This is a genomic window from Candidatus Nucleicultrix amoebiphila FS5 (genome assembly GCF_002117145.1).
Classification (GTDB): Bacteria; Pseudomonadota; Alphaproteobacteria; order Caedimonadales; family Nucleicultricaceae; genus Nucleicultrix; species Nucleicultrix amoebiphila.
Window position 1 is genome coordinate 1,795,726 of sequence record NZ_CP008743.1, and the last position, 13,705, is coordinate 1,809,430.

Consider the following 13,705-nt stretch of genomic DNA (forward strand, 5'->3'; position numbering starts at 1 on the left):
AAAGCAAGATGGATCGCCACACCCTCTTCGAGGGTTCGCGATGACGAAGAAAGAAGGTCATGGCGTCTCTTCCCACTCTCGTCATCACGAGCGAAGCGACGTGATCCAGTTAAATAAGCAATATGGACTGCCGCGGCCAAGGGGCCTCGCAGGGACGTGGTTTGGTTACACATAAACACGCTGAATCGCTCCGCGGTTCTGAAAGAATCGCGTGATGACATTTTCTGACGATGTTTTTTATTGTTCTTGTTGGGTGATGACCCTTTCACTCCCCCATCGCCTGGGATGGCTCAGGACGCTGAGGGAGGAAAGAGCATGATACCGTTTTCAAAGGGAGACTCTTCTCTCAAATCTTCTCTTCCTTCGAAGCTCTTTCCCCGGGGAAAAATTCTTTTAACACTCTAAAAATCTTCTTAAAAGGTCCTGGGCCGGCGGGCAACTAACCCTCTTCCTTTTAAAAGATCGTTTACTGTGTGGTCTTAAGATCTTAATGACCTATTACTTCTTTAACGTATCTTACTCCAGTCTCTCTTGGGGAGAGACAAGGGTAAATGTTATTCTGCAGAACAAACATAAGTCATATATATTATTAAATTACTCATATGTCAAGAAAAAAGATGTAAATATAGTATAAATTATTTTCATAAAATTATAACTACTATTGTAATACTTTGAAATAGGCTTTGAATCAGGGAATTTACCGCATGATTGAATCCTTTGCATCCTGTCCTGGGCTAGGCTATAAATTTTACGTTTATGACAGCACAGGAATTATGACCAAAGCACCTTTTATTCATCTTCGGAATCACTCGGCTTATTCGCTTGCAGAAGGAGCGATTAGAGTGAAAGAGCTTGTGGATCTTGCCCTACAGCACGGCATGCCTGCTGTGGCCATGACAGATTCTGGCAATCTCTTTGGAGCCATGGAGTTCTCTCTTGCAGCGGCTAAAGCCGGCATCCAACCCATTCTTGGGTGTCAGCTGCTCATTCAAGTGAATGAAAATCTCCACGAACACCTTCAAAAACAAGTGGATTTGCCAAAGATGGTTTTCCTGGTCCAAAATCAGGAAGGATATAAAAATCTTCTGAAGATGGTGTCTAATTCTTTCTTGCGTCAGAATAGCTCTATTACGCAGCCTCACGTGACGTTAAGTGAACTTGAAAGCTATGGTCATGGGCTTATTGCTTTGTGTGGAGGGCGTGAAGGCCCCTTGCATAAGCTTTTGATAGGGAAAGATATGGCAGGGGCGCAGGCTCTCTTGGAGCGCCTCAAAACATGTTTTGGAAATCGTCTCTACCTTGAAATTCAACGTCATCATTATCGCGATGAACTCTTTCTTGAAAGCAGTCTTTTAGCGCTTGCTGATGAGTTGAACGTGCCAATCGTTGCCACCAATGATGTTTATTTTTCTACGCCTGACTATTACGAAGCCCATGATGCGCTCTTATGTGTTGCCGAAGGGACGTATGTAAGTGAACAAAATCGTCGACGTGTAACACCAGAACATTATTTTAAGTCTGATAAGGCGATGCGGGAGTTATTTAAAGATCTGCCCGAAGCTATTGAGAATTCTATTATTATTGCCCAACGTTGTGCGTTTATGTTGGAGCCATCAAAACCCTTATTACCTCTTTTCCCTACTGAAAAAGGGGAAGAAGTGGAACTCAGAGAGCAGGCGAAAGAGGGGCTCTTAAAGCGTCTTGAACAACAAGTGTATCAAAGCAAGATGACAACGGTTGAAAAAGAAGCTTTAGAGAAAGAATATTTTGATCGCCTTCATTACGAATTAGACGTGATTGTGCGTATGGGGTATGCGGGCTATTACCTGATTGTTGCAGATTTTATTCAGTGGGCTCGTCGTCAAGAAATACCTGTGGGACCGGGGCGCGGATCGGGCGCGGGTTCTCTTGTGGCGTGGTCTTTGACCATTACGGATATTGATCCCATACGATGGGGATTGATCTTTGAGCGTTTCTTGAATCCAGAGCGTGTTTCCATGCCTGACTTTGATATCGATTTCTGTCAGGAGCGACGTGATGAAGTGATTCATTACGTTGCTGATAAATATGGTCGCGATCGTGTGGCGCAAATTATTACTTTTGGAAAACTCCAAGCCCGCGCAGTTTTGCGTGATGCAGGACGTGTTTTAGGGATGCCCTATGGACAAGTGGATAAGATTTCCAAGATGATTCCTAATAACCCTACGAATCCTGTTACTCTTGAGCAAGCCATTGACCAAGAACCACAATTACAAGCTATGGAAAAAGAAGATCCTTCTGTGGCGAAGCTTCTCTCAATTAGTAAAAAGCTCGAAGGACTTTATCGTCATGCCTCAACCCATGCAGCAGGTGTGGTGATTGCTGACCGTCCTCTGTCGGAAGGTGTTGGCTTGTATCACGATGGTAAGAGCGCCATGGCCGCTACCCAATTTAATATGAAAGATGTAGAAACAGCAGGCCTGGTAAAGTTTGACTTTTTAGGTTTAAAAACTTTGACCATCATTCAGAAGACCGCTGATCTATTAAAGAATCGGGGGATTGAAATTGATATTTCAACCATTCCCCTTGATGACCCTAAAACATATCAAATGTTACAACGCGTAGAAACCGTTGGCGTGTTCCAGGTTGAAGGGGCAGGCATGCGTGATGTTTTAAGACGTATGCAACCAAACCGTTTTGAAGATCTTATCGCTCAAGTTGCTCTCTATCGACCAGGTCCCATGGACGATATTCCTCGTTATATTGCCTGTAAGCATGGCCATGAAAAAGTGCATTATCTGCACAAGGATTTGGAAACCATTCTTGAAGAAACCCACGGTGTAATGGTTTATCAAGAACAAGTCATGAAGATTGCCCAAGTCTTGGGAGGCTATAGTCTCGGAGGTGCCGATCTTTTAAGACGGGCGATGGGTAAGAAAATTAAAAAAGAAATGGATGCCCAACGACAGATATTTTTGGAAGGGGCTGCTAGTAAAGCTATTGGTTCGGCTGTTGCGACGCAAATTTTCGATCAAATGGCCAAATTTGCTGGCTATGGTTTTAATAAATCGCACTCGGCGCCGTATGCCTTGATTACGTATCAAACGGCCTATCTGAAAGCTAATTATCCCGTAGAGTTCATGGCTGCAACCATGACTTTTGAAATGAATAACGTCGATAAATTAAGTTTATTTCGCCAAGAACTATTGCGGATGGGAATTAAACTTTTGCCTCCTGATGTTAATAAGTCCTTTGCAGAGTTTGCTGTGGAGAAGGATGAAGAGGGGCAATATGCTGTGCGTTATGCATTATCAGCTATCAAAAATGTAGGCGCTGCTTCTATTCAACTAATGGTTGAAGAACGTAATGAACGGGGTCTTTATAAGGATGTTTTTGATTTTGCAAAACGTTTAGATACAAAAACGGTGAACCGTCGTCAGCTGGAAAATCTTATCTCTGCAGGTGCTTTTGATGCATTACATACTCAAAGAAGTCAATTGATGAGAGCTGTTGATCAGATTCTAGGATATGTGGGAGAACAGCGCCAAGCCCGTGAAGCTAGTCAAACAAGTCTTTTTGGGAGTGCGAGCGAAGGTGCTCTTTCTACGAGTCATCGCTTGCCCGACGTAGATCCTTGGTCACCGATGGAAAAGGCTCAAAAGGAATTTGACGCTGTTGGCTTTTATTTTTCATCTCATCCTCTTGAATCTTATGGTGCAGAGCTAGAGAGTCTATCATTAACATCTTCGAGTGAATTATTGGAAAAGTTAGCTCTTCATCATCAGACACTTAATTTAGCAGGCGTGGTCATCGCTAAGAATGAGCGTCTCTCTAAGAATGGCCAGCGTTATGCCTTTGTGCAGTTTTCCGATCGTCATGGGATTTTTGAAGTCACATTTTTTTCAGAGCATTATGCCAAATATCGAGAACAGCTGGAGCCAGGAAATTGCTTTTTCTTGAAGATTTTAGGTCGTCTTGAGGATGATAACTTACGATTAACCGTACAAGATGTGATGCCTCTTGTTGAAGCTTTAGAAGCGCCACACTTACACAGCAAAGTAGCGCGAGCGTCTTGTAATTATAAAATTGTGATCAATAATCAAGATGATGCAGAAGTTTTCTCTCGTATTCGTACGATCCTTTTGGGAGGAGGAGAGGGAAAGAACAAAGTGCAATTAATCATTGGTTCTGGACAAATGGCGATGAAAATAACATTGCCTGAGACATATAATCTGAATGACATTGTCAGGGCACGCATATTGAATGTTCCGGGAATTCAAGAGATGGTTGTTCTATGAAGATTCAATCAATTCCGTCTCCTAACTTTAACGAGCGTCCTAAAGATGGAGAGATTGATTTTCTCATTATCCATTACACAGCTTGTGACTTGGACCTCTCTCTACAAATTTTAACTGATGCAACTTCTGCCCATCCGGTCAGTGCTCATTATTTAATTGATGAAGAAGGAAGTGTGTATGGGTTGGTGCCAGAAGAGAAGCGTGCTTGGCATGCTGCGACGGATTCGAGTTACTGGCGAGGACATCAGAACATTAACAATCGTTCCATAGGGGTTGAGTTGGTTAATCCTGGTCATGGACCGGATTATCGGGATTTTTCTGAGCCGCAGATGGAGAGTTTGTTAAAACTTTCTCAAGAAATTATCAATCGACATCCTATTCAACCTTCTCTTGTTTTGGGTCATTCTGATGTGGATCCCATAAGAAAATCTGATCCTGGTGAGCGTTTTAATTGGCATTATCTTGCAGAAAATGGCATTGGAATACCCCCCGTGAAGGATGTCAATTTTCATGATAGTCAGTCGGTCTCGATTTTAGATCTTCAAAAAGCTCTCCATGAATTTGGTTATAAAATCCCTCAGGATAATAAAGAAGATTTAGCGACGAGAAGAGCGGTACAAGCCTTTCAAATGCATTATTGCCCCTTCCTTTTTAATGGGGGAGGTGATAGCCAAACTTTGGCATGCTTGAATTTACTAAAACAGTCTATTTAATTTTTTAATTGACCAATTGGGAAAAAAGACATATCTATAAAATGTCTATTTTAGATAGACATTTTCATAAAACAGAGGAGGATTTTGTCATGAAGCAAATAACTTTCGAAGTTGTTTCGACAACCCATATGTATGCAATTATTAAGCGCTAATTATCAAGAGCGTTGACTCAACCATCTGAGAGGTTGTTTTTAGGAGCAACCTCTCAATTTTTTGATGAAAATTGCAGTTTTTTGCATCTTAAATTATTTTTAATCTTTTTCTAATATTGTGAATATGAAGTTAACAGTAAGATAGTGAACATGGATCTCGATAAACTTAGAGTCTTTTATTTAGTTGTGGCTGAGGGAAGCATGTATCGTGCTGCCAAAAAGTTGAACTTAGCCCCGTCAGCCTTAAGCCGAACTATTAGCGTTCTTGAAGAAAGTGTCCAAACAAAGCTTTTCATTCGTGAAAAAGCAAAAAGCCTAGTGCTTAGTGATGCAGGGAAAATCTTGTTTGAACATACGAAGGAAATCCTAAGAATTGCGGCGACTGCAGAAGAAACTGTGAAAGATGTCGATAAGACCCCAAAAGGGAATCTCAAGGTGATCTCTACGGCAGGTATTATCAGTAATTGGATTATTCATTTTGTGCCGGGATTTTTAAGGAAATATCCGGATATGCGTTTAACTCTTTATGGATCATCCAGTGAGAGTCTTACAAATTCAAATGCCGATGCGGCGATCAATCCCTTTGAAGAGAGTAACGAAGATCTTGTGCAAATCTATTTGCGATCGGTAAAGTATAAAATTTTCGCGAGCAAAGAATATTTGCGAGAGTTTGGCGAACCTAAGACGCCCCAAGATCTCGATAATCATCGTTTAATTGTTTATTCTCTAGACTCCCCCAAAAATTTGCAGACAGCTGATTGGTTGTTAAGTTTTGGAGCGAATCCTGAAAAGCCACGAACACCCTATTTGCAGGTCAATACAACTGATGGGGTGATTAAAGCTGTTAATTATGGGCTGGGGATTGGCGCGATTATTGATGAGTTGATCGATATTCAATATCCCAATGTCGTTCAAATTCTCCCTGACATTGGAACGCGTGAAGAAAAGTATTATTATACTTTCCGTCGACATTTACAGTATTCTAAACGCGTAACAGCCTTTTGTGACTACATCTTGGATGAAATTAAGAAGAGATAAAAACAACGTTCATTCTTATCTTATCCTTTTTTTTGATTAACAATTGCGTGTTGCAGAATCGATGTCGTTGGATAGATATGGGCTAATTCCTGCTTTTTCAAATCTCGCATTTCCTGAAGGAAATCTAAATGAATAACGTCGCGGGAAGCTACGAATTGTTCAAGAGCAAGGATTAGTTTTCTTTGACATGTGGCACTTAAGAGAGAGCGAAAAGGTTCTCCGTTGAAAGTTGTACTAATGAGTCTCGCAATAACCTTTTGATTACCTTGCTTTTCAGTGGCCTCTATCAATCCTTTGAAAATATGAAATAATGGGAGCTCAGTAATTTCTCCTTTTTGCATTTCAGTGGAGATTACCGAAAACGTGACTTTACGCTTTTTCTCTTCAAGGGTCTCATTGCCTGATAACTCTTCGATAATGATTCTTAAAGCAAGACGAAACTGGCTCTCTGCCTTTCTATAATCACTTTGCTGACCTGAAGCTTGACCAGCGAGCACGAGCTCTTGACCAGCTTTGATTAATCCAGGGTACATCCCAGCAGCAGTTTGCACAGTATCCAGTGCCTCAATGGTTCTTTGACTTAATTCTCGATGCATGCAACCATGATTCAGTGGAGGGGATGGTGGTGTTTCGTTGCCATCATGAAGCGTGAACTTAGATAAATCTATATCAGTTAAAGCGCTTCTTAATTCTTCTAGCTCATCATGACTACTTTCACTGAGAGAGGCGTGAAGAGAGGGCGACATTACGATCAAGAAAGGAATTAATATGTATCGCTTCATTGGTATGGTCTTCTTGTAATTTTTCACTCTATACTATGAGCTATTCGAAATTCTCTTAAAAATCAATACTCATTGATCACTGGCGAAATCTGAAAAAAGACGTTCTTTAAAAGAGTCAATAAAATAAGATTTCATTGCAATGGTGGTTAAAATTAAATAATAGGTCGAAGAAGAAGGTCCGGTCAGGAAATCCAAACGAAATATTAAAATGAGGAAAATGACATGCGCATTGCTGTTTCTGGCACCCATTTTATGGGCAAAAGCACACTTATTGAAGATTTTATTAACAAGCACCCTCATTATAAGTGTGAAAGTGAGCCATACTATAAATTACAAGATGAGACAGTAATGGAGCTGTCATTAGAACCTAGTCTTGAGAGCTTCCTTGAGCAACTCGATTATAGCATTACCCAACTTAATGAATATGCAAACGAACAAAATATCATTTTTGACAGATGTCCAGTTGATTTTCTCGCGTATGCTATGTGTGTACTAGAGCAGGATTGTCTTGATATTAATGAGAGTGAAGTTTCTGAAAAATTTGATGACGTAAAAGAAGCCTTAAATAATTTAGATTTGATTATATTTTTGCCCATCACAAACGAAAATCCTATTGAATATACCGAAGAGGATGCAGATTATCGTAGGGCAGTTGATACATGTTTTAAAAAAATATATCGCGATGATCTCTATGATATCTTCCCAAACTATCGTCATCCTCAAATAATAGAAATTTCTGGTAATCGTATTGTACGTTTAAAAAAATTGGCAAATTCTCTTTTAAATGAAGGGCGCGATTAGGTTAAAAATGCGCTTATTCGATTGCAATGATGGATTGAATTTGCCTTGAATTGATTTGATTTTTTCTTAATTGAGATAATTCACATAAATCAATCTCTTATGAAAATGCGCTTAGGTTGTTAATCTTCCAGCAAGGATTGTTAACAAAAATTTGTTTGACCCCTTTATATGCAAGGGGTATGGTCAAATATACAAATAAATAGAATAATAAAAATAATAAATCTAGGGAGGTGATAAGATGGCTCACACGACCATCACACGGAGTGATTTGACTGAAGCAATTGCAAATCAGACAGGTCTTCAAAAAAACGAAGCAAGTATTATTTTACAATCAATTTTAGAAGAAATGACAAGAGGACTCGTAAAAGAGGGAGTACTCAAGCTGTCATCATTTGGTAGTTTTGCCGTCCGTCAGAAGAATAGTCGTGTCGGTCGCAATCCTAAGACAGGCGAAGAAGTAGTCATTACACCACGTCGAACAATTTCGTTTCGAGCATCACACATCTTAAAGAAAAAAGTAGAAAAGATTCCTGCTTAAGGGATTTTAAAAGCGTCCTTAAAATAAAAAAAGAGCAAGTATAAATACTTGCTCTTTTGCTTTTTGGAAAACTCCAAATATCTTTTAACGTTTAGAGAATTGGAAGCGACGGCGTGCTTTACGATGACCGTATTTCTTACGTTCAACAACACGGCTATCGCGGGTCAAAAGACCATGAACCTTTAAAACAGCACGTAAGGTAGGGTCAAAAAACGTAAGAGCCTTACTAATAGCATGCTTTACGGCACCTGCTTGGCCAGAAAGACCACCACCAACAGCTGTGCACATCACGTCAAAGCGATTCTCTTGGCTCGCAACCTTAAAAGGTTCATTGATGATCATTTGCAAAACGGGGCGACCAAAATATTTGCTCCAATCACGTCCATTAACAACAATTTTACCACTGCCGGGCTTAATCCATACACGGGCAATCGCATTTTTGCGTTTACCTGTTGCATAGGCGCGACCTAATGCATCTAATTTTGGCTTTGGTTGCTCAGTTGTCGTTGTCATCGGCTCAGCCATTAGAGCTTGCTCCTCTTGTTCTTTTCGTTCATTGCGGCTACATCCAACTGTACTGGATTTTGTGCAGTATGTGGATGATTGGGACCAGCATAAATTTTTAAGTGGGTCATTTGCTGACGTCCGAGTGGGCCTCTTGGCACCATTCTTTCAACAGCTTTCATCAATACACGTTCTGGAAAACGTCCTGCCAGAATTTTTGCAGGAGTAGTTTCCTTAATACCACCAGGGTGGCCTGTATGACGATAATAAACCTTATCAGTCATTTTTTTACCAGTAATACGTACTTTCTCTGCATTGATGACAACGATGTGATCACCGCAATCAACATGAGGTGTATATTCTGGTTTATGTTTTCCGCGCAGACGGTTCGCAACAATGCTGGCGAGTCGTCCGAGGACGATGCCTTCTGCATCAATAACGAGCCAATTTTTTTTAACTTCTGCAGTTTTTAAAGAAAAAGTCTTCATGGGCCTAATTCAATGTAATTGCCTAAAAATATATGTGCTCTGATACAGTAGGTTCGGGGGGGACGTCAATGACAAAAATGCATAATTTAAAAAATATAGACCAATAGGGCCTATAATGTTAAAAAAAACCTCTAGTTTAAGCAAACGTTAACGTAGTCTTCCTAGAATTTTTAAGAATTTGAGAGGTACCAAAGGAAATGGCCTTAATTTTGCGTTATTTTACTCTTTTAATTGTTGCGCTTATGGCGACGAGTCTCCCTTTAAAGGCTATTGAAGATGAAAATGTTCTAAATCTCTACATTTGGCAAGGAATGGTTCCCCCTGAGATTATTGCTAAGTTTGAGAAAGAAACAGGGGTTAAAGTCATTGTGGATTTCTTTGATAGTAATGAAGTCTTGGAAGCGAAACTGCTTCTAGGGCGTTCAGGTTATGATTTAGTGTTTCCAAGTGCTTGGCCTTATCTCGCACGCCAAGTGCCTGCAGAGCTCTATCAAAAACTTGATAAGAAAAAGCTGCAGAACTACAAAAAAATTGATCCTATTGCTTTTCAAAGACTTGATGAAGCTGATCCAGGAAACCTTTATGCGATTCCAATTACCTGGGGCCTTATTGGTTTTGGATATAACGAAGATTTAGTTAAGGAAATTATGCCAGATGCCCCTGTCGATAGTTGGGCAATGTTTTTTGATCCAAACGTTATTCGTAAATTTAATAGCTGTGGAGTTACGATGCTGGATGAGGCAGTGGATGTTTTTGTGCCCGCCTTGCTTTATTTAAAGTTAGATGCATCAACAGCTTCTAAGGAAGACATTGATAAAGCAGTAACGTTGCTTCAAAGCGTTCGCCCTTATATAGACCGGTTTGACGTCGCCCGCTCCCCAAGTGAATTGGCTTCTGGCGACATGTGTCTAGTACAGCATTGGATCAGCAACCTCTATATTGCCTACAATGATGTCCCTAAAAATCAACGTTCTAATATTAAATTCGTGATTCCTAAAGAAGGAGCTGGCATGTGGATTGATGTTGCCGCTATTCCTGCGGATGCGCCCCATGCGGATAATGCCCATAAATTTCTCGATTTTATTCTAAGACCTGAAAATATTGCTGCCACGAGTAATAAAAATTTCTTTGGTAACTTTGTGCCTGAGTCTAAGCAGTTTATGGATAAGAGCTTAGTGAACAATAAGCTTATTTTCCCGGATAAAAAGGATATGAAAAAATTTGTGTTAACCACGGCAAAAGCACCTAAGTTTCAGCGCATGATGACGCGTGCCATGACAAAAGTCAGAACAGGTACTTAATAGAAGGCAACTTTAGGAGTTGCCTGCTACAGGTTGTAGACTTTTCTCATGCCAACGCATTAAATATTGAGAAACTGCTTTAGCCGCAATCATGCCTGTTGAGATGTACCCTAAGACAGTGCCTGCCGTTCCAAGAGAAATCGTTGCTTCAGCAGAAAAGCCGCCATAATTTTGGAGTCCGACACAAATGGTGCTGCCTTGGGCTGCTAAGAAGTTGATCACATCAAAGTAAGTTTCTGCGGCTCCCCAAAACTTGAGCATTGTGCTGTGATATCGTGGAAGACATCCTTGAGGAGCGCTATCGTTATCCAAGGTGACTGTTATGGACGGTAATGCTGAGACGGAAGAGTTAGAAGCATTCTTTCTATGCGCTTCTTGAATAAGTTGTCTTAATTGATCCTCATGACGACGTATCAAATACTTTGATCCACCTTTGCCTGCGACCATAAAGGATGAAATTTGTCCAAGGATTAAGCTTGATAAGCCAAGCTTTGAGAGAGCCTCAGGCGAAAATGAGATGTATGTCTTAAGAAGAGCTGTTAAAGCGCTGCCTTTAGCTGCTAAAGTGTGAACAATGTCAAAAGGGGTATCCATAGCAATCCAAAATTTTCTCATAACCCGATGATAATTATCCCAACACCCAGGAACATCTTCATCAAGATTAATGTCTTTCATTGTTCCGCCTTGGGTCGTGTTTTCTGCAGTTGTTCTTAAAGGAGAATCCTCTCTTAAAAGGTCCTCTGTCCCATAAGAAATTGAAGTCGTTAGAGGAATCAGCAGTGTTAAAACTACAAAAATAAAAGATATTTTTTTCATGAAACGCTCCTATTGTTTTTTGGCTCTCACATCATGGGGATTTTGAGCTTAAGGAATGATTAATTTTTATTCCAAAAAATCCTTCTTTTTTCTTGATATATCCTGGTAGAAGAGTATAACGCCGTTTATAATTTTTTTGAGGACGCAGCGCTCTATTTGCGTTAAAAAGAATAGAGGGTCAACCTGACAGAGATGTCGGAGTAGGAAAGAGGTAAATAAATGGCTGTTGCAGATCGCCCAAGTCAAGGACTTCCCCCATGGCAGGATCCAAAGGCTCAGCCTTACATTCTTGTAGATCATGTGTCCAAAAACTATGATGGATTAGTTGCCTTAAATAACGCCTATCTCAGCGTTTATAAGGGAGAGTTTTTTGCTCTTCTTGGGCCTTCTGGTTGTGGTAAAACGACTTTATTGCGAATTCTTTCCGGTTTTGAAGCGCCGTCTTCTGGCAAAGTGTATATCGATGGATCTGATATGACGGCTGTAGCTCCCTATGAACGTCCAGTCAATTTGATGTTCCAATCTTATGCGCTTTTTCCACATATGACTGTGGAACAAAATATTGCTTTTGGACTTAAGCAAGAAGGGTTGCCAAAAACAGAGATTAGAGATCGCGTTTCTTCAATATTGGAACTTGTTCATTTGACGAAACACAGTCGTCGTAAGCCTGAACAACTTTCAGGAGGTCAACGTCAGCGTGTGGCATTAGCGCGTTGTTTGGTTAAACAGCCTAAATTATTACTCTTGGATGAGCCATTAGGGGCTTTGGACCGTCAATTGCGTGAAAAAACTCAATTTGAGTTGGTGAGCATTCAGGAAAAGCTAGGGATTACATTCATTATGGTAACCCATGATCAGGAAGAAGCGATGACGATGTCAACGCGCATAGCGGTGATGGAAGAAGGACGCATCCGACAAGTAGGAACACCGACTGAAATTTATGAATATCCGAACTCTTATTATGTCGCTGATTTTATTGGGGATATGAATATTTTTGAAGGAATTGTGGCAGAAGAAACAGAAGAGCACGTGGTTGTTCATTCTGAGGAAGCAGGGACAACCCTTTATGTTAGCAGTTTTGCATCAGCTCCTGTTGGAGCGCATGTGGCTGTCGCTATTCGACCTGAAAAAGTTGTGATTTCCTCAAATCGTAAGCACGTTGGCCCTAATTTTATGAAAGGGATTGTGAGTGAAATAGCATATCTTGGAGACGTGTCTATTTATCACGTGGAACTGCCCAATAAGAAAAAAGTTTTAGCGACGGTGACGAACCAATTTCGTATGGCTGAGCGTCCCATTAACTGGGATGATCAAGTATATCTTTCATGGCGCCCTGAAAGTGCTGTGATTTTAACAGGATAAATTATGATAAGAACCTTTCAGTCATGGAAAGAGGGGATTAAACAATCCTTTCTTCGCCGATTTCTTAGTCGCAGTCTAGTGATTGCTATTCCTTATGGATGGCATATTGCCTTTTTTCTGGTTCCTTTTTTCATTGTGGTCAGAATAAGTTTTTCAGACAGTGTTTTGGGAGCGCCGCCCTATACGGCGATCTTCCAATGGTTGGAAGATTCGACTCTGCAAATACGTCTGAGTTTCTTTAATTACAGCTCTTTGATCGATGATAAGCTTTATTTTGCGGCGTATTCACAATCCATTATAGTCGCTGGGTTGTCGACGATACTCTGTTTATTTATCGGTTATCCTATTGCTTATGGTATTACGCGTGTTTCTGATAGTTGGCGTCTTCCTTTGTTGATGCTCGTGATCCTTCCATTTTGGACGTCGTTTTTAATTCGTGTCTATGCTTGGGTAGGTATCTTGAACAACAAGGGGCTTATTAATAATTTTCTGATGGGATGGGGAATTATTAATGAACCTTTGCCCCTGATTAATAACAATTTTGCAGTATGTCTCGGCATCGTTTACTCTTATTTGCCGTTTATGATTTTGCCTTTGTACGCTACGCTCGATAAGATCAACCCTCTTTTGCTGGAAGCTGCTTATGATTTAGGGTGTAAGCCATTAAAAGCATTTTTCACTATTACTGTTCCCCTTTCTTTGAGAGGTGCTGTCGCAGGTGCTATGCTGGTTTTTATTCCCAGTATGGGAGAGTTCGTTATTCCCGAGCTTTTGGGCGGATCTGATACTCTCATGATCGGAAAAATTTTGTGGACAGAGTTTTTGGTTAATCGTGATTGGCCTTTGGCATCAGGTCTCGCAGTTGCAATGCTTGGGCTTCTCGTTCTGCCTATTTCGCTCTTTCAGAAATTCCTTGCCACGGGAGATGATTAG

Annotated in this window: 12 protein-coding genes; 8 read left to right on the forward strand and 4 right to left on the reverse strand. The window is 40.6% G+C overall.

What is annotated here, in order from left to right; all coding sequences use genetic code 11:
- The first annotated feature begins 704 nt into the window (after positions 1-704).
- The 3 genes from dnaE to GQ61_RS08890 all read left to right on the forward strand — a co-directional run bounded on the left by dnaE (position 705) and on the right by GQ61_RS08890 (position 6,180).
- Entirely contained in the window at positions 705-4,277 is a 3,573-nt protein-coding gene (gene dnaE, locus GQ61_RS08880; RefSeq protein WP_198157335.1) for a DNA polymerase III subunit alpha, read from the forward strand.
- Complete coding sequence (locus GQ61_RS08885) at positions 4,274-4,990, forward strand: N-acetylmuramoyl-L-alanine amidase (RefSeq protein WP_085784991.1); 717 nt, start codon at positions 4,274-4,276, stop codon at positions 4,988-4,990. Before dnaE ends, GQ61_RS08885 begins: the two co-directional genes overlap by 4 nt.
- Before the next feature lie 302 nt (positions 4,991-5,292).
- Positions 5,293-6,180 (forward strand): LysR family transcriptional regulator, encoded by an 888-nt coding sequence (locus GQ61_RS08890; protein WP_085784992.1) that lies wholly within the window; start codon positions 5,293-5,295, stop codon positions 6,178-6,180.
- Positions 6,181-6,200: 20 nt separating this feature from the next.
- Here GQ61_RS08890 and GQ61_RS08895 read toward each other — a convergent pair whose 3' ends face one another.
- Positions 6,201-6,962, reverse strand: coding sequence for a hypothetical protein (locus GQ61_RS08895; protein WP_085784993.1), 762 nt, complete (start codon positions 6,960-6,962; stop codon positions 6,201-6,203).
- Between the two features lie 222 nt (positions 6,963-7,184).
- Between GQ61_RS08895 and GQ61_RS08900 the strand changes: the two genes are divergently transcribed.
- Both GQ61_RS08900 and GQ61_RS08905 read left to right on the forward strand, forming a co-directional pair.
- Positions 7,185-7,763, forward strand: coding sequence for an AAA family ATPase (locus GQ61_RS08900; protein ID WP_085784994.1), 579 nt, complete (start codon positions 7,185-7,187; stop codon positions 7,761-7,763).
- A gap of 238 nt (positions 7,764-8,001) precedes the next feature.
- On the forward strand, positions 8,002-8,301 hold the full coding sequence (locus GQ61_RS08905; RefSeq protein ID WP_085784995.1) for an integration host factor subunit alpha: 300 nt from the start codon (positions 8,002-8,004) through the stop codon (positions 8,299-8,301).
- An 84-nt stretch (positions 8,302-8,385) separates the two neighbouring features.
- On the opposite strand, the gene rpsI is transcribed toward GQ61_RS08905, so the two are convergent.
- Both rpsI and rplM read right to left on the reverse strand, forming a co-directional pair.
- Positions 8,386-8,826 carry a 30S ribosomal protein S9 gene (gene rpsI / locus GQ61_RS08910; RefSeq protein WP_085784996.1) on the reverse strand — a complete coding sequence of 147 codons (441 nt, stop codon included), beginning with the start codon at positions 8,824-8,826 and terminating at the stop codon, positions 8,386-8,388.
- Positions 8,826-9,293: a 50S ribosomal protein L13 gene (gene rplM, locus GQ61_RS08915; protein WP_085784997.1), complete on the reverse strand. Its 468-nt coding sequence runs from the start codon at positions 9,291-9,293 to the stop codon at positions 8,826-8,828. The genes rpsI and rplM overlap by 1 nt, the downstream gene beginning before the upstream one ends.
- Before the next feature lie 197 nt (positions 9,294-9,490).
- On the opposite strand from rplM, the gene GQ61_RS08920 reads away from it, so the two are divergent.
- The gene (locus tag GQ61_RS08920; RefSeq protein ID WP_085784998.1) at positions 9,491-10,594 is read left to right on the forward strand and encodes an extracellular solute-binding protein; all 1,104 of its coding nucleotides are present in this window, start codon (positions 9,491-9,493) and stop codon (positions 10,592-10,594) included.
- A gap of 12 nt (positions 10,595-10,606) precedes the next feature.
- Here the strand turns inward: GQ61_RS08920 and GQ61_RS08925 are convergent, their stop codons facing one another.
- Positions 10,607-11,410: a hypothetical protein gene (locus tag GQ61_RS08925; RefSeq protein WP_085784999.1), complete on the reverse strand. Its 804-nt coding sequence runs from the start codon at positions 11,408-11,410 to the stop codon at positions 10,607-10,609.
- Positions 11,411-11,629: 219 nt separating this feature from the next.
- On the opposite strand from GQ61_RS08925, the gene GQ61_RS08930 reads away from it, so the two are divergent.
- A complete protein-coding gene (locus GQ61_RS08930; RefSeq protein WP_085785000.1) occupies positions 11,630-12,772 on the forward strand; it encodes an ABC transporter ATP-binding protein in 1,143 nt (380 codons plus the stop codon).
- 3 nt (positions 12,773-12,775) lie between these two features.
- Positions 12,776-13,705: an ABC transporter permease subunit gene (locus GQ61_RS08935; RefSeq protein WP_085785001.1), complete on the forward strand. Its 930-nt coding sequence runs from the start codon at positions 12,776-12,778 to the stop codon at positions 13,703-13,705.